This is a genomic window from Sphingobacterium corticibacter, assembly GCF_003076635.1.
In the GTDB taxonomy this organism is placed as follows: domain Bacteria; phylum Bacteroidota; class Bacteroidia; order Sphingobacteriales; family Sphingobacteriaceae; genus Sphingobacterium; species Sphingobacterium corticibacter.
Window position 1 is genome coordinate 41,251 of sequence record NZ_QDKG01000009.1, and the last position, 23,933, is coordinate 65,183.

A 23,933-nucleotide genomic window follows, 5' to 3' on the forward strand; every position below is an offset into this window, starting at 1 on the left:
TTTAGAAAAACCTAAAACGGTGCGTCGTCTGGCATATCATTCATACGAGATGGCATCGTAATGCCACCTCCAAAACTATCGGATGGTGCCATCGCAGATGGTGATGGTGGACCACCGAAGGCGCCAAAACCATCATCCTTGCCACCTTCCATGCCATAAAAATCGTCTTCAAGATCGACGAACTTCACATATTTACCAACGAACTTCAGTGGCACAATTCCGGTTTCACCATTACGGTGTTTTGCAATAATTACCTCACCTACACCAGCTGTCGGGCGACCTTCTTCATCTTCCGTCATACCGTAATATTCTGGGCGATATAAGAACAATACCATATCGGCATCCTGCTCAATAGATCCAGATTCACGCAAATCGGAAAGCATCGGTCTTTTACTATTCCCTGGTCTGGATTCTACCGCACGACTTAACTGTGATAATGCCAAGACGGGCACATTTAATTCCTTGGCTACAGATTTCAGCGCTCGGGAAATACTACCAATTTCCTGCTCGCGGTTTCCGCCGCCTTTGCCTTCGCTCTTGCCATGCATTAGCTGCAAATAATCCACAATCACCATTTGGATATCGTGTTGTGCTTTTAGACGGCGACATTTTGCCCGAAACTCAAATACATTTAGTGCCGGTGTATCATCAATAATAAGCGGCGCTTCAGTTAACCGGCCGATGCGAGAATGTAACTGTTGCCATTCATGATCGGCTAGATTTCCTTTTTTTAGTTTTTCTTGTTCAATTTCCGTTTCACCCGCAATCAAACGATTCACCAACTGCACCGACGACATCTCTAGAGAGAATACCGCTACTGGACGCTGATGATCCACCGCCGCATTCCGTGCTACAGAAAGTACGAAAGCCGTCTTTCCCATCGCTGGACGAGCTGCAATAATCACTAAATCAGAAGGTTGCCAGCCCGATGTCATGCGATCTAAGGCCGTTAATCCGCTAGGAATACCGGTTAATCCGTCGGTACGATCACGTAATAATTCTAACGCATTAATCGCTTCGCGCATGATATCATCCATCTTCCGCGAATCACGACGCAAGTTGTTTTGCGCGATATCGAAAAGGCTCTTCTCCGCATGATCTAGCAAATCGAAGATATCGCTGGTCTCGTCATATGAGGCATTGATAATCTCGGTAGATACCTGAATCAATTCACGCTGAATGTATTTCTGCGAGATAATACGGGCGTGAAACTCGATATTGGCCGCAGAAACGACGCGATCGGTCAATTGCGTAATATAATAGGCGCCGCCGACCATCTCCAAAGCACCCATCTGGCGCAATTCGGTGGTCACGGTCAACAAATCTATCGGAGATGTTTTCTGAAATAGATTGTAAATTGCCTGAAAGATTTTTTGGTGTGCTTCTTTGTAGAATGACTCCGGTTTTAGGATGTCAATCACTTCACTCAGCGCATTTTTTTCTAACATCAGCGCGCCTAATACTGCTTCTTCCAGATCTGGGGCTTGAGGCGGCAACTTGCCCAGACCGCCGATCAAGCTACTAACGCTTGCCCGCTTTCTGTTCAGATTAGCCTTCCCGGATTTTCCGAAATCATTAGTATTATTTTCGCTCTGTTGTGACATATAGATATAATGGATTTTTGAGGAGTTTTTCACACATTCCCTGCTACCGCTTTGCAGCAAACAATAACGGGATAGCAAAAGTAACAAAAATAGCTACGACGCATCATTTTAGTTTTAAACACTCTTTTTTATTAAACGCGCTGACGATCTATTTAGCGTACAATACGACACCTATGTATTCCACAAACAAATTTAGCACGATGTTAATAACATACATAACAATCTGACAATAAACTTTGTAAAAACATGTTGAATTCACATCGACATTGTGGATAAGCTATTTGTAGTGATTTAAAATATTCCCACTTTTTCAAATTTTGCCCCTTTGCGGGAGCTATATTTTTTTACATAAATAGCAAGCCTTCTCCGACCGCTTTATTGTATCTTTGTGCGTATGACAGCTCCTAATTCAACAGTAAAACCCTATTCTGTAGACGGCAATAAAAAGGAACAAGTAGCTGATATGTTTAACAACATTTCGGCTACTTACGATATGCTTAATCGTTTCATGACGATGGGCATCGATATCATTTGGCGTCGCAAAGCAATTCGATCATTGCGCACCATAAAGCCGCAGCACATTCTAGACGTTGCTACAGGTACAGGTGATTTTGCGATCGAATCGGTCAGACTATTGAATACTAAAAAAATCACTGGGATCGACATTTCTGAAGGCATGCTGGAGGTGGCCAAAGAAAAGATTAAGAAAAAAGAATTGACGGATCAGATTGAGGTCATGCTCGCCGATTCGGAAAACCTTCCGTTCGCCGAAGGGCATTTTGATGCTGTCACTGTGGCGTTTGGTGTTCGTAACTTCGAGAACCTGCAACAAGGCTTAAACGAGATTCATCGTGTGATCCGTCCTGGCGGCAAAGCCATTGTATTAGAACTTTCCAATCCGACGGCCTTTCCGATCAAGCAGTTGTTTCATTTTTACTTTCATAAATTTACGCCAGCAATGGGCAGACTGATTTCTAAAGATAAACGCGCCTATAGTTATTTGCCGGAGTCAGTGGCTCAATTTCCAAGTGGCGCTGTGTTTGCGAAGATGATGCAAACAGCCGGATTTAAGGAAACAAAAGTTCGACCACAAACTTTTGGATTTTGCACCATTTACGAAGCCACCAAATAATATGAATAGAACGGTACTTATCACTGGAGCAAGTTCAGGTATTGGCCAAGCTTGTGCATTAGTATTGGCTAAAGAAGGATATCGCTTGGCACTTTGTGCCCGCCGTACAGAACGACTGGAAGCCCTTAAAAATGAAATTTTGCAAGATCTTCCGGAAACAGAAATATATACGTTCACATTGGATGTACGCGATGCAGACGCGGTGCAACAAGCGATGACGGCTTTACCAGAAGCATGGCAACAAATCGATGTTTTGATCAATAATGCTGGCTTAAGCCAAGGTTTGGATCCTATTCAAAGCGGCAAACTCAGCGATTGGGATACGATGATCGATACGAACATCAAAGGTCTTTTATACGTAAGCCGAGCGGTGATTCCGCTCATGGAGAGCAGTAAAAACGCACACATCATCAACATCGGATCGATTGCTGGCAAAGAGGTATATCCAAACGGAAATGTGTATTGCGCGACCAAACATGCGGTGGACGCCTTGAACAAAGCGATGCGAATCGATTTGCTGGAAAAAGGAATTCGTGTATCAGCGATCCATCCGGGTATGGTAGAAACGGAGTTTTCGGAAGTACGTTTCCATGGCGACACCGATCGAGCAAAAGCAGTATACAAAGGTGTGGATGCACTCAGTGGACAGGATATTGCCGAAGTGATTGCTTTTGTACTTTCTCGTCGTGCTCACATCAATATCAATGATCTACTCATCATGCCGACGGCGCAAGCCACCGGTACTATTGTTAATAGAAAATAAATAGAATATGTCTTTAGAACAAACGATTAATCAAGATATCAAGGCGGCTATGATCGCCAAAGACAATGTTAAATTAAGAGGTTTGCGCGCCATTAAATCGGCCATCTTGTTAGCTAAAACCGAGAAAACACACGTAGAAGATATTTCGGAAGATGCCGAAATCAAAGTATTGCAGAAATTGGTAAAGCAACGCAAAGAATCTGCTGAGATCTACAAAACGCAGAACCGCGAAGACTTGTACCAAGTAGAGATCGAGGAAAAGGAGGTCATCGAAGCTTATTTGCCAAAACAATTGGATCAAAGCGAGATCGAAGCAATCGTGAAAGAAATCGTTGCAGAGACTGGCGCTTCTTCTATAAAAGATATGGGTAAAGTAATGGGCTTGGCCAATCAACGTTTGGCTGGCAAAGCGGATGGTAGCACGATATCACAAGTGGTAAAAGCTATTCTAGCGTAATATGGCTAGCTCAAGCCTAGATTGAATTTCTTTCTAAGGGTCTCCAAAGCTGGGTTTTTGGAGACCATCGCTTGATATTTTTCTTGAGAAGTATATGGTTTACGAACTTTCGTTTTCTCGATCACGACTTCTCGGATTTCCAACGCGTAATTACGCAGCTGCACGCGCAAATGGTTTAGGATATCGACCTTTCCGAGCTTCATCTCTTCCATCTGCACCATATTTTCTACTTCCACCTCGATGATATTATCTTTCAGCACTGGAGTGCTAGACGACATGATGGTATATAGCGTGATTTTATTTTCCTGCTTCACGAATTCAGCGTAAGCATTCCATTTTTTTAAGAAATCTTCGGTTTCCACCTCCGCAAATTCAGAACCTTGCAGCAGTTCATTCTCCTGCTCTTCTTCGTCTTTCTGGTCGAGAATGGTATTGAGATCCGGCAAGAGCTTTTTCGCGGGCATCGCTCCCCATCCTCTGGAAGGCGTTGGTTTTACCTCCGCTTCTCGGGCTACCGATGGATTATTTCCCGAAGTTATTGTATTAGAATTTGATCCAATCGTTTCAGTCACTGATGCTGCAACTGGATTCGCTGCAGCCGGAGCAGGGTTGGCAGAAGTCGACTGTGGACTTGGTTTAGCAATCGTTTCCGTTTCTCGACTATTTGTCACAGAAGCAGTGTTGACCGCATCAGCCGGTTTATCCGTTAGTTTTTTTTTTACATCAACTTCCGTTGATGTTTCTGTGAGGCTCATTCGAATCGCGGTAGCGATGTGGCACATTTTCAGTAGAGCAAGCTCTACTTGAAGCCGATGATTTTTGCTAGTTCGGTAATTGATCTCGCATTGGTTAGCGATATTCATGGCCGACAATAGCAAGCCGCTATTCAGCTGTTGGGATTGTTCCAGATATTTCTTCCGAATATTCTCCCCTACCTCTAATAATTTCAGCGTAGCGGGTTCTTTGGCAACCAATAAATTGCGCAAATGTGCCGATAGACCGGCAATAAAATGTCCGCCATCAAATCCATTGGTCAATACCTTATCGAACACCAACAAAGCTTGCGCAGCATCCTGTTGCACGATGTATTGTAATAAATCGAAGTAGTAATCGTAATCCAGAATGTTGAGATTGTCGATTACTGCTTTGTACGTAACTTCCTTGTTGGAGAAACTTACAATTTGATCGAACATCGATAGTGCATCTCGCAATCCACCGTCGGCTTTTTGCGCAATCACATGCAGACCATCATTCTCATAGCTGATGCCTTCATTCTTAGCGATTCTAGCCAAGTGATTGGCCATATCTTCCACTTGAATGCGGTTGAAATCAAAGATCTGACAACGCGATAAAATCGTCGGAAGGATTTTGTGCTTCTCCGTGGTCGCCAAGATGAAGATCGCATAACTTGGCGGTTCTTCCAATGTCTTTAGAAAAGCATTGAAGGCTTGCTGCGATAGCATGTGCACCTCATCTATGATGTAGATCTTGTATTTACCGGTTTGTGGTGGGATGCGAACTTGGTCAATTAGCGAGCGAATATCCTCTACCGAATTGTTAGAAGCGGCATCTAACTCGTGAATACTGAACGAATTGCCATTCTGGAAAGAGCGACAGCTATTGCATTCGCCACAGGCTTCAGTATTTTCGGAGATCTGTTCACAATTTATTGTCTTCGCCAAAATACGTGCACAGGTGGTCTTTCCCACACCGCGGGGACCACAAAATAAGAATGCTTGCGCCAACTGATTGTTGTGTATTGCGTTCTTCAGCGTATTGGTGATGTGCGACTGCCCTACGACCGAATCAAAGGTGACTGGGCGGTATTTTCGGGCAGAAACAATAAAATTGTCCATTGCAACGAAGTTACGGAAATATTCGACCCTACGCAATATGAGCACCCCAAAAAAAGGGCACAAAAAAAGCCACCTTAGGGGATGGCTTTCTGATAACTCAGTGGCATGTTTCGCAACAGACCTGTAACTAACTAAACACAAGTATATAAAACAAATAATCTACTTGCTCAAAGATAATCGCGTCGTTTGAAGTCTGTGTTATCCATGCGTTATGATAATAATTTTTTGTAGCCGATCAACGAGCCTGTGCCTCGGCAATCATTTTCATGACCTCATCAATGGTGGTCTTTGCGGCTTCTTTCATTTTTGGATTGCCTGGATAATCGGTATCCAAAGTTACTTCTTTGGATTTTTCCTTATAGGTAAACTTCAGCACGAAGCGAGCGGCAGTAGGCTCACGATCTGCCTGTGGAGTAGTCATATCATTATCTACATTCCAAAAGCCTAGCTCTTGTGCTTTGCGGTGTAGATATAACAAGTCATTGTCACGCAACTTTACCGTATCTAGTGCTACCGTTCCATTTTTACGCTCAAACTGGTAAAGATTCGTTGTAGAGCTGAAGTGGTTTTGCAACGAATCGGGCGTACCGTAGGTCAGCTCAATGGCTTGGAAGTCGGCAAAGCGAAACGGTGCATTTTTCACCATCGCAGAATAATAGTAAAAACAGTAAATAAAGAATGGAACGATGATACAAATTCCGAGAAAAATGCGTTTTCCTCTGTCAGACATAATGTTTAAATGTAAAGTGCGCACAAAAGTACGCATTTATACACACTTTCCGACTGGAAGTGTAGAAAGAGACGATTTGCTGACTAAGTTTTTGGGCTACCTGCTCGTTTGAAATAGCGGTAATACCAGGTATCTTTCAGATCAGAGATAATGACGCCTTTTTTTGTAGATACATGGACGAACTTACCATTATGCAAATAGATCCCAACATGGTCGATATTGCGCCCACCAAAGGAGAAAAATACGAGATCACCTTCTCGCAGTTGGTTTTCATATTTCCGTTTGACATTATCTGCCATATCTCTGGAGGTGCGTGGTAGGTCTTGGCTGAAAACTTCTCGATACAATAAACCGACAAAGGCAGAGCAATCCATTCCATTACGATCCAATCCGCCCATCCGATGTGGCGTACCCATCCAATCGTCGATGAAAAGGTATAAATCGCTGCTTTTAGAGATATCGCGACTATTTACGCCTAGTAATTGTGCGTAATTATCGAGTTTATTGCCTGAATAAGAAATCGAGCGTGCTTTACTGGCATCAGATACAGGAACTTTTGATGTATTCCGATGTTTGCTACTTTCAAGTTTTCCGTAACGATAATTAGTATTAGTCTTTTTGCGCACGCCACATGATCCTAATAGTAGTGCACCGCAAAGGATAAATACGAGATGATATACCTTGTAAGAAGTAAGTTGTAACATGCTCTTTGTCATATTTACAAATGTATTTTCGTGACACGAAAAAGCAAAGCACTTTTTTCCACAATTGTTATTTACTTTTGCCAGATAATGGAAAAATTAAAAGGATCATTGGCCGTATTTTTTGGAGCAGCAAGTTTTGGTGTGCTATCTACTTTTGTGAAAAAAGCGTATAAAGCTGGATTTACGCTGGGTGAAGTAACAGGCTCTCAAGCACTCTTTGGGGTTGTTTTTTTGTGGTTGGTATATGCTATTTCGCAAATAGGCAAAGCTCCAAAGCAGATTACAATTCGCAAAGATCCCAAATGGCTTTTGTTTGCAGCTGGACTGAGTTCAGGCTTGGTCAGTGTACTCTACTATCAATGTGTACAACTTGTGCCAGCCTCGATCGCGATCATCTTGTTGATGCAATATATTTGGATTGGCGCCATCTTAGAATGGTTATTATTTAAAAAAGCTCCTAGCCAAATACAATTAATTGGATGTGTGCTCATTATCGTAGGCACGATATTCTCCACCGGTTTGCTCGAAGAGGAAGTACCGACTTTGTCCGCAGAAGGATTGCTTTATGGTTTTGGCGCAGCTACGGCTTATTCGCTATTCATTATGCTCAATGGTAGAATTGGGAATGATTATCCAACCGTGTTAAAAAGTGCTCTGATGATCACAGGTGCATTGGTGCTTATTCTAGTTTTGTTGCGACCAGTAGGATTGTTGTCGTTAGAAACTATGTATCGCTTATTGCCCTACGGACTTCTGTTAGCTTTGTTTGGTACGGTAATACCGCCCTTATTATTTGCTTACGGAATGCCTAAAACGGGTTATTCATTGGGAAGCATTTTAAGTGCGGTAGAATTGCCCGTCGCGGTCTCTATGTCGCACTTAATATTAGGAGAATATGTGTCTGGTGGGCAATGGTTTGGTCTGGTCTTTATCTTAGCGGTCATTGTGATCATCCAGTTGCGGAAGCCCAAAAAAGCTCCGACGATTTAGTGTCGGAGCTGTACTATTGATTCATAGTAGGTATCTGCTATGAAATTGGTTTGTGGTATTTTATTAAAAAGCGTATCGCATACCAAATTGAATTTGGAATGGGTTGCCCGAAGGTGCTACACGACCAAGACTATTAACATTGTAATTAAACTGTCCGTCGGTAAACGCATTTGCGGCTGGTAAAGCATATAGCGCTTGTGATCCAAAGTTTTTCATCACGCCCCATTCTTTATTCAACATATTCATAAAATTGAAGATCTCACCAGATATTTCCACACTGTGTGACCGGAAAAGCTTGATATTTGTCGCAAGACGAACGTCTACTGTACCATAAAATCCGTTGATCCCGCCATTGCGCTCCGCAAAAGTCCCTTTGTATTCCTCGATATAATTTTTCATACTCTGACTAGCTTCCGGATTATCCAAGATAGCTTGTAAACCAGTACGAATGTTTTGTGGAGTATTAGGATTTGTGTAATCGAAAATATATGCCAATTTGTTCGCTGCACCGCCAAAATCACCGTTAGTATTAGCTCCAGCTAGCAAACTATATCTAGTTCCGCCAATTCCTGTATACCTCACACCAACCTGCACACCGTAAAATGTTGGCAGATTTCCATATGCCACTAATTTGTGACGAAATTGGTTGGAAGAGTACGTCACCATACTTAGATCGCGTGGATCATTAACTATTGCTTGTGATAAAGTGGCTGAATTAGCTACGTTGCCGTTAAATGAAGTATTATCTTTGGTATCATTCCAAGTATAGCTTACGGTAATCGTACCATCTTTAAAATAATTGTATGTACCATCTAGTACAACGGCATAGTTATTCACTTTACCTATGCTCGTAAGCTCTAAAACACGACCAAGTTGATCCGAGATTCGACCTTGCTGCCAATCCGGCTGTCCGTTGCTTGGAATAGTATTTTCAGGAACAAATACAGCACGATTTCCTTCATTCGCCAAGCGGAAGAAAGGATCTGCCACCATATTACGATCGATGTACGTATAGTTATTGCGACCAAGCGTCATGTATCCTGTCGCACTCACTTTAAAGCGATCGGTGATAAAACGGGTATACGACAAGTTAGCTTTATACACAGTTGGTACCGCCGCATTTTCTCCTGTATAATTTATCGTAGGCACTCCGCGATCCAATACTGTTGGAATGTTACTCATATCTTCACGATAAGCATTAAAATCAACTGTTGGAACCGCATCGCCACGCACATCTACTGTGGAGAAGTTGGACCCATCAAAGGTCAGGTTATTAATGATCATGTAGTTATTGATATCTGACGCAAAAATACCTGCTCCCGCACGAATGATATCTGTACCATTCTGATTGATATCCCAGTTAAATTGCAAGCGAGGTTGTACGATAAAGGTTCCTAATTTATTATCGGTACGAATCCCGAGTTGTTGATCCACTAAAGCGTTGTACTGCGCTTTAGGATAACCAGCATAATCGAATCGAAGACCAGCAGTAATTTCCATACCTGGTCCAATATCTTTACGCAACTGCCCATAAAGCCCCAAATTTGCGATCGTTCCGCGTACCGCTACGTCATCTTTTAATGGCACTTCGCGGTAGTATCTATAAGCATTACCTTGCTCTAAGTTGTCCAAACCAGAAAAATGAAAACGCCCGTTTACCTCTGAACCGTATACTGATTTAGAAGTAGTCGTCATCAAATCTACTCCGAAAACATATTTTGCCCAGTCGGTATCGTAATAAACATTATTCATCAACTGGACCACATGATTGCGGAAGTTCTCTTGCCCAAAGCGATGACCGCCCAATTGCAAATTGGTTCGCAAAGTACCACCTTCAATCGTAGACTCTACTCCTTCCACAATCGCTCTCGGAATATACCCAGGAGCAATCTGATCGCCTTGCGTACTATTTTGATATAGATATAGGTATTGTAGTTTTAGCTCGTTGGTTAATCTTGGTGAAATAGAAGTTCTCAGCGTAGCTAGAAAATTATTATCTACGTTTTTATCTGTTCCATACGATTCTAAGAGATTGATACTGGTATTGTCCGCCAACCCGAGTGGATTGTAATCGTAGGTAAAGTTGTTGCGCACGGTCAATAAGTTTTTATCATTGATCTGCCAATCTAATCTCAAGAAGCCCACATCAGACGTACGTTTCTTATCAATGGCACCAGTCTGCGGCTGATCGGACACGCCATAGCGATTTCTGGCGATATCAAGGTAACGATTAAGTGTGGTTTCATTGATTCCAAAAACTTGCTGATTCAAATCTCCCCTTAAATCGGCGATGAGCAAAGCACGGTTGTCTTGTTGACGATCCCACACGGCGAAGAAGTGAAGTTTATCTTTTATGATCGGCCCACCCAACGAAAATCCGTACTGGTAGGTTCCGTAACTTCCTAAACGTGGATTGCCGGCAATGTCATATTTACTACTAGACCAATCGGTTCGCCCAAACATAAAAGCCGATCCAGTTAGCGTATTGGTTCCCGCTTTGGTCACCGCACTTACGGTACCACCGCCACTGCGACCAAAAGTAACATCGTATTGGTTGGTAACGACTTTAAATTCACGAACGGCTTCCATCGACAAGGAATAAGGTGCACCACTTCTAGCGGTGGTTGATCCAGCCGATGTCGGATTCTTCGCACTCATACCGTCAATCGTGAAGTTGGTCGAAGAAGCTAATTGTCCGGAAATAGAACCACCTGCAGTAGCTAACGGAGAAAGCTCGGTCAAGGAAGTAAAATTACGTCCGTTAACAGGTAAAGAGCGAATCACTTTAGAGGAGAACGCCGTAGCAGCACCCAAATAATCTTTGGTATTCACTAATCCGGATGCATTTACTTCGACCACATCTAAGCTAGAAGTGCGAGAAACGACTTCGATTTCAATACGCGCCACATCACCTTGATTGAGCTGAATACCAGTTACGGCGCCTTCACCGCTGCTCAAGTGCGTAGCGGTAACGACGTAAGGACCGCCTAATGGTAATTGTTTGATATCAAAATTTCCACGATCGTTACTTATGGAGCTCGTCGTAAAACCAGTAGACTCGTTTCGGACTTGAATTGTCGCTCCCGCAACTGGCGTGCCGGCAACGTCTATTACTCGACCTGTGATGGATGCCTGTGTACCTTGTCCGTAAACAGTTGTACCCGTAACAAACAGTAAAGCAACCAAATAGAAAATGCAAAATGCGTAATTAGTAGCTGTTTTTTTCATAAAACAATAAGTAAGTATAGTGCTGATTAATTATGAGCAAAAATACTTCTGTATCGTTACGTGAAAAACAACCTCATATTAAGATAATATTATGAAATATGGCGTTATAACCGAAAATCATGAGCTATTATATTCTCGCTCAAATCATCTTTAAACACAGAAATAGTTTCTCAAAAACGCATTATGTAATAATTTACCAACATGAGAAAATTGCAGCAATATGATAAAATTACATTAACTTTCTAAGAAGCCTTCTAAATCATCCTCTTTCTTCAAACCAAACTTTTGTTTTAATCGGTATTTGAACATCCGGACGCTTTGAGGTTCTACATGTAATGCTTGCGCAATCTGCTTGGTAGTCATCTTCAGATAGAGATAGGTGCAGTATTTCAAATCTAGCGAGGTCAATTTCTGAATAGATCGTTCATTTAAGCGATTAAAGAAATTGGGATGTAGCTCCTGTATCTGCATTTTGATATCCTCAAAATCCGTTTGCAATAGCATTTCTTCTTTAATCAACTTTTGAATATGAGTGGCTTCGCCATTATTAATCTTATCCTGGATCTGCTTCAGGGTATCGTTTTTTCGTTCGATAAGTAGCGAGTTGGCTAATGCTTCTTTCTCTAATTGCAGCCTTCTAAGATCCAATAGTTCCTGTTCCACCTTCAAACGTGCCTGTTCTTCCTTCTCTAGCATCATATGCATAGCGGCCTGCTGCGCTTGATCTTCTTTTTCCTGTGCCAGTTGCTTTTCGCGCGCCATCGCATACCGCAGCCGGAAATGGTAAGAAATAAACAGGAATACTAACCCAAACAGTAGCGCAAGCGCGATGCCACCATACAAATAGTTCTGCTTCCGACGAAAACTTTCTCTTTCTCTCGATTGCTCTAGCTCACGGTCTTTCTTCGCCATTTCGTATTGCACTTCAAGCTTCTGCGCATTAAAGAGTTGTTGTTCGTTGAATGATTTCTTTAACAGATCTTCTGCTCTTTGCTGATACGTTAATGCCGCTTTCAGATCATTCTTTTGCAATGCAATGTTGGCCAAATCGCGATTTATAGCGTATTCTATTCTCGAATTACCTTTTGCCCCCATCAGTCGGCTCAAACCTTGTAAAAGATATTGCTCGGCCAGATTCAAATCCCCATTTTGCTTTGCGAAGCCACTTTTGATACCAAAGATATTACCCCAATTTTCGGAAAACACATCGTTATTGGCCAATTTTTGCTCTGCAAGAGCAAGGTACTCAAACGCTTTCTCCCGACGGGATGACCAAGCATCTTCAGCGTATTCTAAATAATAATTGGCTAGATTGATACAGGTAATCACATAGGTGTTTACGCTGATTCTTTCCGCATTTGTTTGGAGTAAAGCATACGATTTGTTCAGATAATGAAAACTGCTATCCAGCAAACTTTTTTCCTTCCCTTTACGAAATCTAGCTAGGTACATGCTAGACAAGCCATTATTGACGTTAGCCTGCAAATTGGGACTTTTTACTGCTATCGCGTAGCGATTCGCACTGCGGATGTAGTATTCCATTTTCTCGCTATCTTCCCACTTACTGTAAGCCCCATACAATAGATAATTCAAGTGATATTTGGTCACGAGATCCTCCTCCTTATTTTCGACCTTTTGTAATCCATACAATGCACACTTAACGACCTCGTCAGGCAGATTGAGTGCATTGTTCAAAAAAGCTTTGGCTCGGTAAGCTACGGCCAGAGCTGTGGGTTGCTTAGACTTCTCCGCATTTTCCAAACTTAGATCCGTCAGATTTTTGGCTAGCAGCAGACTGTCTTTCAACGTATAGATGCTACTTTGATAAGCATACATATAAGCTAAATCCAAAGGTGCTGTTGTAGAACGAATACCATCATCCAAGACCTTGATAGCCTCCTTGGCTCGATTCTGCAATTGAAATTGCTCAACTTGATCCAATATCTTTTGCGTACTAACTTGAATGTGGTGTGCTCGCACTGTGCCAGCACACCACACCATCATTACGAAACACAAAATAGGTGTAAACTTCATAGGTATCTCTTTACAATTTTCTACAAAGTACAAAAAACGACACTGATCCAATAGCTATTCACCAGACGCATCCACACTACAATAAACAAACAACTAAAAATAAATAGTTTAAACAAACATGTAGATATAATGTATATACAAGCCGACCATTTGTATATGTTTTGTCTTGCATAGATCATTGGAAATTAGTCGATATCTCATGATCTTTGAAATAGACAAAAGACGCATTATAATGACAGCGAAAGTACAATCAATTTTAAGCTACTTGGGCATTTTATGGTTGGTGGCATTTTTTATGGGCAACGATCAGCGCAATGATCTCAGTACATATCACCTAAGGCAGGGATTGGGATTACTAATTTTGGCGATCCTGTTTCATACCATTGCAGGTATCATCGTATCCATCATTCCATCCGTCACATTCTTACTGGGTATTACAGGCATTATATTTTTGATTTGGATGGTGTTGGGAATTATCGCGGCAGCGAATGAAGTAAAAAAACCTTTGCCTTTCATTGGAAAATATTTTGAAGATAAATTCGATTTTATCGACTATTAATAAGGTCTACCTGCTGATTGCGCATAACTATAGTCTAGATGCCATCTTCAGATATGGTGCTGAAGCTATAGTTATTGTGCGATCGACAAAGAATTTCGACCTACATAAAGCAAACTAGCAATCGCAAATAAAGGAGATGAAAATGGCCGTAATGATACACGGAATTTTAGCATTGCTCGGCGTAGTGCTACTGGCATTGGGTATAAAACTATTTATATCATCGCGCGAATTTGTGGCCAAGGGCATCAAAACCACAGCTACAGTAATTGACAATGTCGGAATAGAATCTGACGATAATAAATCGGTTATGTACTCGCCCATGTTGGAATATCAGGTAGCCGGTGAAACCAAAAAATACATGCCTAATATGCGTGCAAACCCACCTTCGTATGATATTGGCGAGCAGGTGCAGATTGTTTATAGACCGAACAATCACCAAGATGTACGCATCCTTTCTTACTGGGGAGTGTATCTAGGGACGATTATTTTACTCATATTCAGTTTACCAATTTTGATTATTGGCGCAGGTTACTTTTTATTTAAATGGGGCTTTATTTAAACGGAAATTATGTCAGAAAACAGTTCATTATATCTGAAATTAGAAATTAGCGAAGCTAAATTACAACAGTTTTTCGAGGCAGATCCTATACCAGTTATTCTAGACAGAAATTGGCAATCTTGGTGGGACAGTCGAGAAATGTATAACAAGGAACCCTTAACACATATCCCGTACTATCGCTTTGCAACCAATCGAGCTGTATTTGACGAATTAATGGAAGACAAGAGCTTTCTTTCAACCGAACATTACGATAATACCACACAATGCTGGACATTTATCTCCGTATTCTTTAGTGAAAACTATTGGGAGATATTACCTATGCTCTCGTTGCTGCAAAATATGATGAGCTATCAGGATCCAAATAATAAAGGCGCGGCAATCATTTATAGTTATTACTGGGGAGCTACTTCAGTGATGGCATACCTCACGCTTACTGAAAACCAGTTTCGACTCCACCATAGCCATAACACGGATGAGATCCCGCCTGAATTCTTAACCGAAGCTAACCGGGATCTTGACCATGCTGTAGAGAAACTTAGCCAGCAATTCGAAGACTAGACCCTACCTCAACATATAGCCTATGATTTTCGTTATCAACAAATTAGAACTAGCTGCTTACGATATAAATGACATACAGAACCCCAAAAACCCATCTAATCCGATGGTGATGGGCTTGTATCGTACACAGTCGAAGACGGCATTATTCACGGTGCACTCTAAAAAAGCATTTGCTGAATTCTGGGATAATACCGAACGGAAAAAGATCGCACGCCGTCTCTGGACACCCGAGATGAAAGCCTTTGCCTCGCAAAAAATTGCACAAGCGCCGAAGCCTGCCTCTATTTTTAAACTCACTATTGTCGGATGGTTATTCGTCGCATTAGTAGTGACCGCTTTTGGACTAATTGCGTATCAAGCCGTAAAGCCACCAGTCCCTAAATCTGCAGAAAGTGTGGCAATGGAGCAAAAACCCGTCGTTGGCGATCTGTATTTCGGCAGGTTTGAAGCTTTCAAAGAGCCAAGCGATCATATTGCTTCTGGCATGGGGTTTGGCTGGTTTAAAGTGATCGATGTGGATGGCGACGTGTATCATATCGCCAAATCAACCGACATGAGCATCACGCACAAACCAAAAGAAGCATTGAACAGTACGGACTTTGAATCAGAAGGAACTCCTGTCAAAATTACTGAGCAAGCGAGCTATCTCATCACGATGAAAAGTGTGGATGGTAAAATGGAAATCTCTATTACCGATAAGCAATAATAAAGTAGTACAAAATTAATGGGTAAAATAACGCTGATATTGATCGGAGCGCTGGGCTTGGTACTGTTTATAATCTATGCAACGGTAAAAACAAAAACGACTTCGATCGCCGAGCATGCGCCTTTTCCAGAATGGATCGGTAAATCCGTCACTTTGAATCGTGAAACGACTCTATTTAAGGAAAAACTTCCTGCTTACGAAAACAGAAAATATCCTTTCGTACTAGTGGATAGCCTACATCCCACGTGGGAATCCGTAGCTCAACAGCTGGAAAGTAGCGATCTGGAAAAGATTAGGACATTTCCAAAAGGTACGAGTTGGAAGATAGAGCAGGCGATTCAATATACCAATGGTGTTTCTGGATTTTCACAGCCTGTACTATTTGGTACAATATGTTACGAAGGAAAAGAATATAAAGTGGGCTATGCTTGGGGAAAAATGAGCATTGCTAGGTATTTGGATGGTATTGAAAATTGCTGGCATTTTCACCAATCACCTTGGCAGGAAACGATTGACACGGCGTATTATGCGCTGCCAAAAGCTAAGATTTGGTAGAATCTCAACCTTGGGTGGTGCTTGTACTAAAATATGATTGGATCTATTTACGCTCTTAATGTGCGAGCAACTCCGGAAGTTCTTCCATATCCATCTCACCAGAATCCGTTACGCTAGTAAAACGTACCGGAACAATTTCATTCACGAGTAGTGGATCGTAAGGTGTGCGGACTTTCACATAGTTTTTGGAGAAACCATGCATATAGCCTTCTTTCTCATCGCCTTCGAAAAGCACATCGCCAATGGCATCTACCTGCGATTCGTAGAATGCGCGGCGTTTCTTCTCAGATAAGATATGTAGCATTTTACTTCTATCGCTACGTTGCGCTCCGGGAACTGCACCTTCCATTTGCGCGGCAATCGTATTCTCGCGCTCAGAATAGGTAAATACGTGCAGATAAGATACATCCAACTCATTGAGGAAGTTATACGTGTCGAGGAAATCTTCCCGAGTTTCGCCAGGGAACCCAACAATCACATCCACCCCGATGCAGCAATTGGGCATCAGAGATTTGATCTTTGCCACACGCTCTGCGTACAATTCGCGTTTGTAACGACGACGCATAGCCGCCAAGGTTTTATTGTTGCCCGACTGCAAGGGCATATGAAAATGCGGCACAAAACGTTGAGATTGCGCTACAAATTCGATAATTTCATTAGAAAGCAAGTTCGGCTCAATAGAAGATATGCGAATTCGATCAATTCCTTGCACTTCATCCAAGGCTTTCACTAAATCCAGAAACTTATCCTGACGTTTGCCATCACGAATACCGTAATCACCAATATTCACACCGGTCAATACGATTTCCTTCACGCCAGAAGCGGCGATATCGGCTGCTTGCTGCACCAAATCAGGAATACTTCCTGAACGACTGGCGCCACGCGCTAATGGAATCGTACAGAATGTACAGGAATAATCACAGCCGTCTTGCACTTTCAAAAAAGTACGGGTACGATCGCCAATAGAAAAAGCAGATACGAATTGTTGCGTCTCCGCAATCGGCGCATTGTGTACAACGGCTTTTTCCTGCTTGGTCAAATCATTGATATGCTCTATGATATTGAACTTTTCGGCTGCGCCCAACACCATATCTACGCCCGGAATTTCAGAAATTTCTTTGGGTTTAAGTTGCGCATAGCAGCCTACGATCGTGATGTAAGCGTTAGGAGAATGTTTTAAGGCTTCTTTGACGACTTTACGGCATTTTTTATCCGCATTATCGGTTACTGAACAGGTATTGATGACGTAGACATCTGCCTGACTGTTGAACGGCGTAGTATCATAGCCAGCATCCTTGAATAAGCGTCCAATAGAAGAAGTTTCCGAAAAATTCAGTTTACATCCTAGCGTGTAAAACGCCACCTTCTTGTTCATTGTCATCTCATCCATGTGCTTACTCTTCTACGCATCGATATCTGACGCGTTCGTCAAATACCTGCTTTTCATTTTGCAAAAATACACAAAATGCTCGAAATGTGCTTTGTGGAAAAAATATGATCTCTGCATGATACTAAAAACCGTTATCTTCGCAGATAGTGGTTTCCAATACCACCATTATGCAGCATGCGCGAGGTTTGACCGTCATAACCAATGAGCAGGGGAAACATCGTTTTTTAAACTACGACAGAAATAAGAATATGAAGCAATATCTGGATCTATTGGATCATGTATACCGCACCGGCACCGAAAAGACAGATCGTACGGGAACAGGTACGCGCAGCGTATTTGGCTATCAAATGCGTTTCGACCTGAAAGCTGGCTTTCCATTGGTCACCACCAAAAAGTTACACATGCGATCCATTATCCATGAGTTGATCTGGTTCTTAAAAGGAGATACCAACATCAGCTATTTGAAAGAAAATGGGGTTAGCATTTGGGATGAGTGGGCCGATGAAAATGGGAATTTAGGTCCAGTTTATGGCTCGCAATGGCGCTCTTGGCCTACGCCAGATGGGCAACATATTGATCAGATTGCACAAATTATCAATCAGTTGAAAAACACACCTGATTCGCGAAGAATCATCGTGTCGGCTTGGAATGTCGCCGAAATCGGCAATATGGCACTTCCACCCTGCCATGCTTTCTTTCAATTTTACGTCGCACCAGCGCAACCCGAAAAAGGTATCTTGAAACCACAATTGTCTTGTCAGTTGTATCAACGTAGTGCTGATATTTTCTTGGGTGTTCCGTTTAATATTGCATCTTATGCTTTGCTAACGATGATGGTGGCGCAGGTTTGTGATATGGAAGCGGCAGAGTTTATCCACACGCTAGGCGATGCGCATATCTATAGTAATCATTTTGAGCAGACAGAATTGCAGCTTTCACGAGATCCAAAACCGATGCCGACGATGAAGATCAATCCCGATGTTAAGGATATCTTTGATTTCAAATTCGAAGATTTTGAGTTGGAGGATTATACGTTTCACCCACATATTAAGGCACCCGTTGCTGTTTAGTTAGTCCACATAAAGCATTCACCATAGCGTGATTCCGGTTACGCTATCATTATAAAGCATGAATAATATCACGATCACACTGATAGCAGCAGCATCAGAAAACAATGTCATTGGAAAGAACAACGATCTCGCTTGGCACTTACCAGATGATTTTCGCTATTTTAAAAATACGACCAAAGAGCATTCGGTGGTGATGGGTCGCAAGACTTTTGATTCGATGGGCAAAGCATTGCCAGATCGTCGCAACATCGTAATTACGCGCAATCAGAAATGGTCGGCGGAAGATGTCGATGTAGCCAACTCGCTAAACGAGGTATTTACATACTGCCGTGATGAGCGGGAGATTTTTATTATCGGCGGAGCCGAAATATACAAACAAGCGCTTCCGTATGCACACAAAATCTTGTTGACACGTGTACATACCACCATAGATGGCGACGCGTATTTTCCTGAGTTCGACGAATCGCAATGGAAATTGACCGATTCGAAGCGACATGAAAGCGACGAAAAACATGCTTTCGCGTTTACTTTCGAAGTATACGAACGCATCGAAGCCTAAGTTATTTATTTCTCCTTATCACAATCCATGAGCAAACAGACCACACCGACGATCTCCTATACCCTATCATTCACAGAACCACAAGCACATTATGTGGAAGTCAGCCTTTCCCTACAAGGCTTCGAAGCTGATTTTATTGATTTAAAAATGCCCGTGTGGACACCGGGATCTTATTTAGTAAGGGAGTTTGCACGTCATGTCGAGTCTTTTTCTGCGGAGCAGGATAATGGAAAATTGTTGCAACAAGAGAAGATTAGCAAAAATACTTGGCGCGTCTATCATCAGCAAAAAGATACGATTGTACGCTATCGCGTATATGGTTTTGAAACGTCGGTGCGCACGAACTTCATTGATGATACACATGCATTCATCAGCCCTGCGGGCACATTTCTGTTCGTAGATGGTCACTTAGATCTTCCTTGTACGGTGCAGGTCGAGTTACCAGAAAATTGGTCAACTATCTCGACAGGTTTGCCTGAAATCGAGCAGCATAGATATGAAGCTGAGAACTTCGACATCCTATTTGATTCACCGATCGAAATCGGAAATCAAGATGTCTGGTCGTTTGAAGCAGCAGGAATACCGCATGAATTTGCGATGGTCGGCGGCGGCAATTATAACAAAGACCAGCTTGCTGCTGATATTCAAAAAATCGTGGCTGAAGAAACACGCATCTGGGGATCCAATCCCAATGATCGCTACGTGTTTATCACACACAATTATCAGCAAGGTGCAGGCGGTTTAGAGCACCTTAATTCTACCGTGCTCGGCGCGAGCCGTAATGGTTATACGCAAACGGCTTCGTACAACAACTTTTTGAGCTTGGTCGCGCACGAATACTTCCACTTGTGGCATGTGAAAAGATTGCGTCCAGCGCCACTCGGACCTTTCGACTACGAAAACGAGAACTATACGGCACTGCTTTGGATCATGGAAGGCTTTACGTCCTACTATGATAATTTGATCACGTATCGATGTGCATTCCGCGATGAGGCAGATTATTTGCAGATGCTGGCGCAAGAGTTTAATCTAGTCTACAATCGCCCAGGCTACGAGATACAATCCGTCGGTCAATCGAGTTTTGACACGTGGATTAAACAGTACCGTCCCGATGAAAACTCGGCCAACACCAGCATTTCGTACTACAATAAAGGTGCGATGTTAGCTGTCGCGATGGATTTAAAAATCATTGCAGAAACTAGCGGCGAAAAGCGGTTAGACGATGTATTAAAGGCCGCTTACAATCACTTTTATCTGAAAGAACAACGCGGATTTGAAGAAAAAGAATTCCAAGACTTAGCGGAAGAAGTTTCTGGCGTGGATTTATCTGAAATATTTGAAGCAGTATACACTACAGAAGAACTGGATTATAATAGTTATTTCAATCGCGTCGGTTACGAACTGATCGATCAATTAGCCGACAACAAAACGCTCAGCTTGGGTATCCGCACGGTAAATAACGATACACGTATATATATCAAGGGAGTGGATCGGAATTCCACCGCTTGGAAGGCTGGACTAAATGTAAACGACGAGATTTTAGGAATTAACGGTGTTCGTATGGATCCCGCTGGAAGAGAATTGGAAATAGCTATCCAACAGGGATCGCTGGGACAGTCTATAGATGTCTTGATCGCACGCGATGGTATTATTCGAACCATTAGCACGCCGCTGGGTTACAGCGATAAAAAATCGCTTGTGGTGCAAAGACGCGAGAACACTTCGGATTTGGAACAAAAATTAGGCAGAATTTGGTTGAAGCGCTAAACCAGGCAGATCGCTTTTAGATTGCTTTACCCTCCTGCCTCGGATTCGCAAGGACGAAGAGATCATAAAAAAAGGTAGAGATTCTCATCTCTACCTTTTTTTATGCGCTATCGCGCGAATATTTATCAGCTATTAGCTCGACAAAGCTGCTGCACCAGAAACGATCTCGGTTAACTCTGTCGTAATCGCAGCCTGACGGGCTTGATTGTACGACAACTTCAACTGCTTGATCAAATCACCTGCATTATCGGTTGCTTTATCCATCGCGGTCATACGAGCGCCGTGCTCCGAAGCATGCGAATCCAAGACCGCTTTGTATAATTGCGTTTTAATGGTTTTAGGAATCAACTCCTCAATGATCTTTTCTTTCGAAGGCTCAATGATGTAATCGATTTCTTCTACCTTGGTATCTTCTGCTTTCTCTGCTACTAGTGGTAATAATTGCTCTGAGGTAAGAATCTGAACCGCTGCATTGCGAAACTGGTTGTAAACCACTTCTACGCGATCCACATTGCCTGCTTTGAACTCTGCCATCACCATATCGGTCACTTCAGATACATTCTCAAAACTCAAGTTGCTGAAAAGCTCCGTGTGATTACCTACTAGCGTGAAGTTGCGTTTACCGAAGAACTCGTGGCCCTTCTTACCGATAGCAATAATACTTACATCACCACGAGCAAATTGATCCGCATATTTCGCTGCGATCAAGTTGTTAGCCGTTTTGATCGCATTGGCATTAAATGCACCAGCAAGACCTCTGTTAGACGTGATCACGATAATCATCACCTTCGTAGGAATACGATCTTCCGTATACGGAGAATCATTGCCCTCTACCGATGCAGATACCTGTGTCAAGATCTCTTTCAGCTTATTAGCATAAGGGCGTAACTGTACAATAGCATTGGTTGCTCTCTTCAACTTCGCTGCCGAAACCATTTTCATAGCTTTGGTAATCTGCTGTGTAGAGCTCACCGAGGTAATCCGGTTTCTAACTTCTTTTAAATTCGCCATTTTTCAGATGTAAGATATTTAGATATTAGATATGAGATATGAGAAAAATCTCACGTCTCACATCTTTTATCTCCTATCTAAAATTAATATTTTGACGCTAATTCTTTAGCTACTTTTTCTAATACACTTGTTTGCTCGTCAGAGAATTTACCGGCTTTCAAAGCAGATAATACTTCTGGATGACGTTGCTCCAATTGTGTTACGAATTCTTCTTCGAACTGACGTACATCTTTCACTGGGATGCTACGCAACAAACCTTTAGTACCGATGTAGATAATAGCGACTTGTTTCTCAACAGCAACTGGAGAGAATTGACCTTGTTTCAAGATCTCTACGTTACGAGAACCTTTATCCAACACCGCTTTAGTAGCTGCATCTAAGTCAGAACCAAATTTAGAGAACGCCTCTAACTCACGGTACTGTGCTTGATCCAGTTTCAAGGTACCAGATACTTTTTTCATGGATTTGATCTGCGCGTTACCACCTACACGAGATACCGAGATACCTACATTGATCGCTGGACGAATACCTGCGTTAAACAAGTTAGACTCCAAAAAGATCTGACCATCTGTAATCGAAATTACGTTGGTCGGAATGTATGCAGATACGTCACCTGCTTGTGTTTCAATGATTGGCAATGCCGTCAATGAACCACCACCTTTTACCAAATGCTTGATAGATTCTGGCAAATCATTCATAGAAGCAGCGATCTCATCATTGCTGTTGATTTTCGCAGCACGCTCCAACAGACGGGAGTGAAGGTAAAATACGTCACCTGGGTATGCCTCACGTCCAGGAGGACGTTTCAACAATAGAGAAACCTCACGGTATGCTACAGCTTGTTTTGACAAATCATCATATACGATCAATGCTGGACGACCTGTATCACGGAAAAATTCTCCGATTGCTGCTCCCGCCATTGGCGCGTAAAACTGCATCGGCGCAGGATCTGCTGCAGATGCCGCAATTACTACCGTATAAGCCATTGCACCATTTTCTTCCAACGTACGAACGATGTTCGCTACCGTAGAGTTCTTTTGGCCAACAGCTACATAAATACAAAATACTGGCTCGCCAGCTTCGTAAAATTCTTTTTGGTTGATGATCGTATCGATACACACCGCAGTTTTACCTGTCTGGCGGTCACCGATAACCAACTCACGCTGGCCACGACCAACTGGAATCATCGCATCAATCGCTTTGATACCTGTTTGCAATGGCTCTGTTACTGGCTGACGGTAGATAACACCTGGCGCTTTACGCTCAATCGGCATTTCATACGTTTCACCAACAATAGCTCCTTTACCATCGATCGGCTGACCTAATGTATTGACAACGCGACCTAATAATCCTTCACCTACCTTGATAGATGCGATACGGTTTGTACGTTTGATCGTATCACCTTCTTTGATCTCATCCGATGAACCCAAGATTACAACACCTACGTTGTCTTCTTCCAAGTTCAAAACGATACCTTGCAATCCATTTTCAAATTCAACCAATTCACCGGACTGTACTTTCGTCAATCCATAGATGCGAGCGATACCGTCACCGACTTGCAATACGGTACCTACTTCTTCCAGTTCCGCGTCTGATTTAAAGCCTGACAATTGCTCCCTAAGAATTGCCGAAACCTCATCTGGTCTTACCTCTATCATTTTATTATTATAAGGGGGTTTTGAATTTAATTTATACTTATCG

At 42.4% G+C, this 23,933-nt stretch carries 21 protein-coding genes; 12 read left to right on the top strand and 9 right to left on the bottom strand.

Annotation, left to right across the window (positions count from 1 at the left end):
* Positions 1-11: 11 nt before the first annotated feature.
* Positions 12-1,604 carry a replicative DNA helicase gene (gene dnaB, locus DC487_RS16840; protein ID WP_116777146.1) on the bottom strand — a complete coding sequence of 531 codons (1,593 nt, stop codon included), beginning with the start codon at positions 1,602-1,604 and terminating at the stop codon, positions 12-14.
* A gap of 394 nt (positions 1,605-1,998) precedes the next feature.
* On the opposite strand from dnaB, the gene ubiE reads away from it, so the two are divergent.
* Genes ubiE through DC487_RS16855 form a run of 3 tightly spaced genes read left to right on the top strand, consistent with a single transcriptional unit; the run spans position 1,999 to position 3,956 of the window.
* Entirely contained in the window at positions 1,999-2,736 is a 738-nt protein-coding gene (gene ubiE / locus DC487_RS16845) for a bifunctional demethylmenaquinone methyltransferase/2-methoxy-6-polyprenyl-1,4-benzoquinol methylase UbiE (protein WP_116777147.1), read from the top strand.
* A 1-nt stretch (position 2,737) separates the two neighbouring features.
* Positions 2,738-3,499 (top strand): SDR family NAD(P)-dependent oxidoreductase, encoded by a 762-nt coding sequence (locus DC487_RS16850; RefSeq protein ID WP_116777148.1) that lies wholly within the window; start codon positions 2,738-2,740, stop codon positions 3,497-3,499.
* 7 nt (positions 3,500-3,506) lie between these two features.
* The gene (locus DC487_RS16855) at positions 3,507-3,956 is read left to right on the top strand and encodes a GatB/YqeY domain-containing protein (protein WP_116777149.1); all 450 of its coding nucleotides are present in this window, start codon (positions 3,507-3,509) and stop codon (positions 3,954-3,956) included.
* A 5-nt stretch (positions 3,957-3,961) separates the two neighbouring features.
* Here DC487_RS16855 and DC487_RS16860 read toward each other — a convergent pair whose 3' ends face one another.
* The 3 genes from DC487_RS16860 to DC487_RS16870 all read right to left on the bottom strand — a co-directional run bounded on the left by DC487_RS16860 (position 3,962) and on the right by DC487_RS16870 (position 7,258).
* Positions 3,962-5,812 carry a DNA polymerase III subunit gamma/tau gene (locus DC487_RS16860; protein WP_116777150.1) on the bottom strand — a complete coding sequence of 617 codons (1,851 nt, stop codon included), beginning with the start codon at positions 5,810-5,812 and terminating at the stop codon, positions 3,962-3,964.
* A gap of 235 nt (positions 5,813-6,047) precedes the next feature.
* Positions 6,048-6,542, bottom strand: coding sequence for a hypothetical protein (locus tag DC487_RS16865; RefSeq protein WP_239016416.1), 495 nt, complete (start codon positions 6,540-6,542; stop codon positions 6,048-6,050).
* An 83-nt stretch (positions 6,543-6,625) separates the two neighbouring features.
* A complete protein-coding gene (locus DC487_RS16870) occupies positions 6,626-7,258 on the bottom strand; it encodes a C40 family peptidase (protein ID WP_239016417.1) in 633 nt (210 codons plus the stop codon).
* Positions 7,259-7,333: 75 nt separating this feature from the next.
* On the opposite strand from DC487_RS16870, the gene DC487_RS16875 reads away from it, so the two are divergent.
* A complete protein-coding gene (locus DC487_RS16875; RefSeq protein WP_116777152.1) occupies positions 7,334-8,236 on the top strand; it encodes an EamA family transporter in 903 nt (300 codons plus the stop codon).
* Between the two features lie 63 nt (positions 8,237-8,299).
* Here the strand turns inward: DC487_RS16875 and DC487_RS16880 are convergent, their stop codons facing one another.
* Positions 8,300-11,464, bottom strand: a complete 3,165-nt coding sequence (locus tag DC487_RS16880) for a TonB-dependent receptor (protein ID WP_116777153.1) — start codon at positions 11,462-11,464, stop codon at positions 8,300-8,302.
* 234 nt (positions 11,465-11,698) lie between these two features.
* A complete protein-coding gene (locus DC487_RS16885; RefSeq protein ID WP_133228679.1) occupies positions 11,699-13,498 on the bottom strand; it encodes a hypothetical protein in 1,800 nt (599 codons plus the stop codon).
* 232 nt (positions 13,499-13,730) lie between these two features.
* Between DC487_RS16885 and DC487_RS16890 the strand changes: the two genes are divergently transcribed.
* From DC487_RS16890 to DC487_RS16910, 5 genes are all read left to right on the top strand, one after another.
* Positions 13,731-14,057, top strand: a complete 327-nt coding sequence (locus DC487_RS16890) for a DUF4870 domain-containing protein (protein WP_116777190.1) — start codon at positions 13,731-13,733, stop codon at positions 14,055-14,057.
* A 151-nt stretch (positions 14,058-14,208) separates the two neighbouring features.
* Entirely contained in the window at positions 14,209-14,616 is a 408-nt protein-coding gene (locus tag DC487_RS16895; protein ID WP_165799122.1) for a DUF3592 domain-containing protein, read from the top strand.
* Between the two features lie 9 nt (positions 14,617-14,625).
* Entirely contained in the window at positions 14,626-15,174 is a 549-nt protein-coding gene (locus DC487_RS16900) for a hypothetical protein (RefSeq protein WP_116777156.1), read from the top strand.
* A gap of 22 nt (positions 15,175-15,196) precedes the next feature.
* Positions 15,197-15,880, top strand: coding sequence for a hypothetical protein (locus DC487_RS16905; RefSeq protein WP_116777157.1), 684 nt, complete (start codon positions 15,197-15,199; stop codon positions 15,878-15,880).
* Between the two features lie 18 nt (positions 15,881-15,898).
* Positions 15,899-16,435 (top strand): hypothetical protein, encoded by a 537-nt coding sequence (locus DC487_RS16910; RefSeq protein WP_116777158.1) that lies wholly within the window; start codon positions 15,899-15,901, stop codon positions 16,433-16,435.
* 55 nt (positions 16,436-16,490) lie between these two features.
* Here DC487_RS16910 and mtaB read toward each other — a convergent pair whose 3' ends face one another.
* A complete protein-coding gene (mtaB, locus tag DC487_RS16915; protein ID WP_165799124.1) occupies positions 16,491-17,810 on the bottom strand; it encodes a tRNA (N(6)-L-threonylcarbamoyladenosine(37)-C(2))-methylthiotransferase MtaB in 1,320 nt (439 codons plus the stop codon).
* A gap of 263 nt (positions 17,811-18,073) precedes the next feature.
* On the opposite strand from mtaB, the gene DC487_RS16920 reads away from it, so the two are divergent.
* From DC487_RS16920 to DC487_RS16930, 3 genes are read left to right on the top strand one after another with little or no spacing between them, the layout of a single operon-like run.
* Positions 18,074-18,895 carry a thymidylate synthase gene (locus DC487_RS16920; RefSeq protein ID WP_116777191.1) on the top strand — a complete coding sequence of 274 codons (822 nt, stop codon included), beginning with the start codon at positions 18,074-18,076 and terminating at the stop codon, positions 18,893-18,895.
* Between the two features lie 58 nt (positions 18,896-18,953).
* On the top strand, positions 18,954-19,454 hold the full coding sequence (locus tag DC487_RS16925; RefSeq protein ID WP_116777160.1) for a dihydrofolate reductase: 501 nt from the start codon (positions 18,954-18,956) through the stop codon (positions 19,452-19,454).
* 27 nt (positions 19,455-19,481) lie between these two features.
* On the top strand, positions 19,482-21,221 hold the full coding sequence (locus tag DC487_RS16930) for a M61 family metallopeptidase (protein WP_116777161.1): 1,740 nt from the start codon (positions 19,482-19,484) through the stop codon (positions 21,219-21,221).
* 132 nt (positions 21,222-21,353) lie between these two features.
* On the opposite strand, the gene atpG is transcribed toward DC487_RS16930, so the two are convergent.
* Entirely contained in the window at positions 21,354-22,232 is an 879-nt protein-coding gene (atpG, locus tag DC487_RS16935) for an ATP synthase F1 subunit gamma (RefSeq protein ID WP_116777162.1), read from the bottom strand.
* Between the two features lie 83 nt (positions 22,233-22,315).
* Positions 22,316-23,890: a F0F1 ATP synthase subunit alpha gene (gene atpA / locus DC487_RS16940; protein WP_116777163.1), complete on the bottom strand. Its 1,575-nt coding sequence runs from the start codon at positions 23,888-23,890 to the stop codon at positions 22,316-22,318.
* Positions 23,891-23,933: the final 43 nt, after the last annotated feature.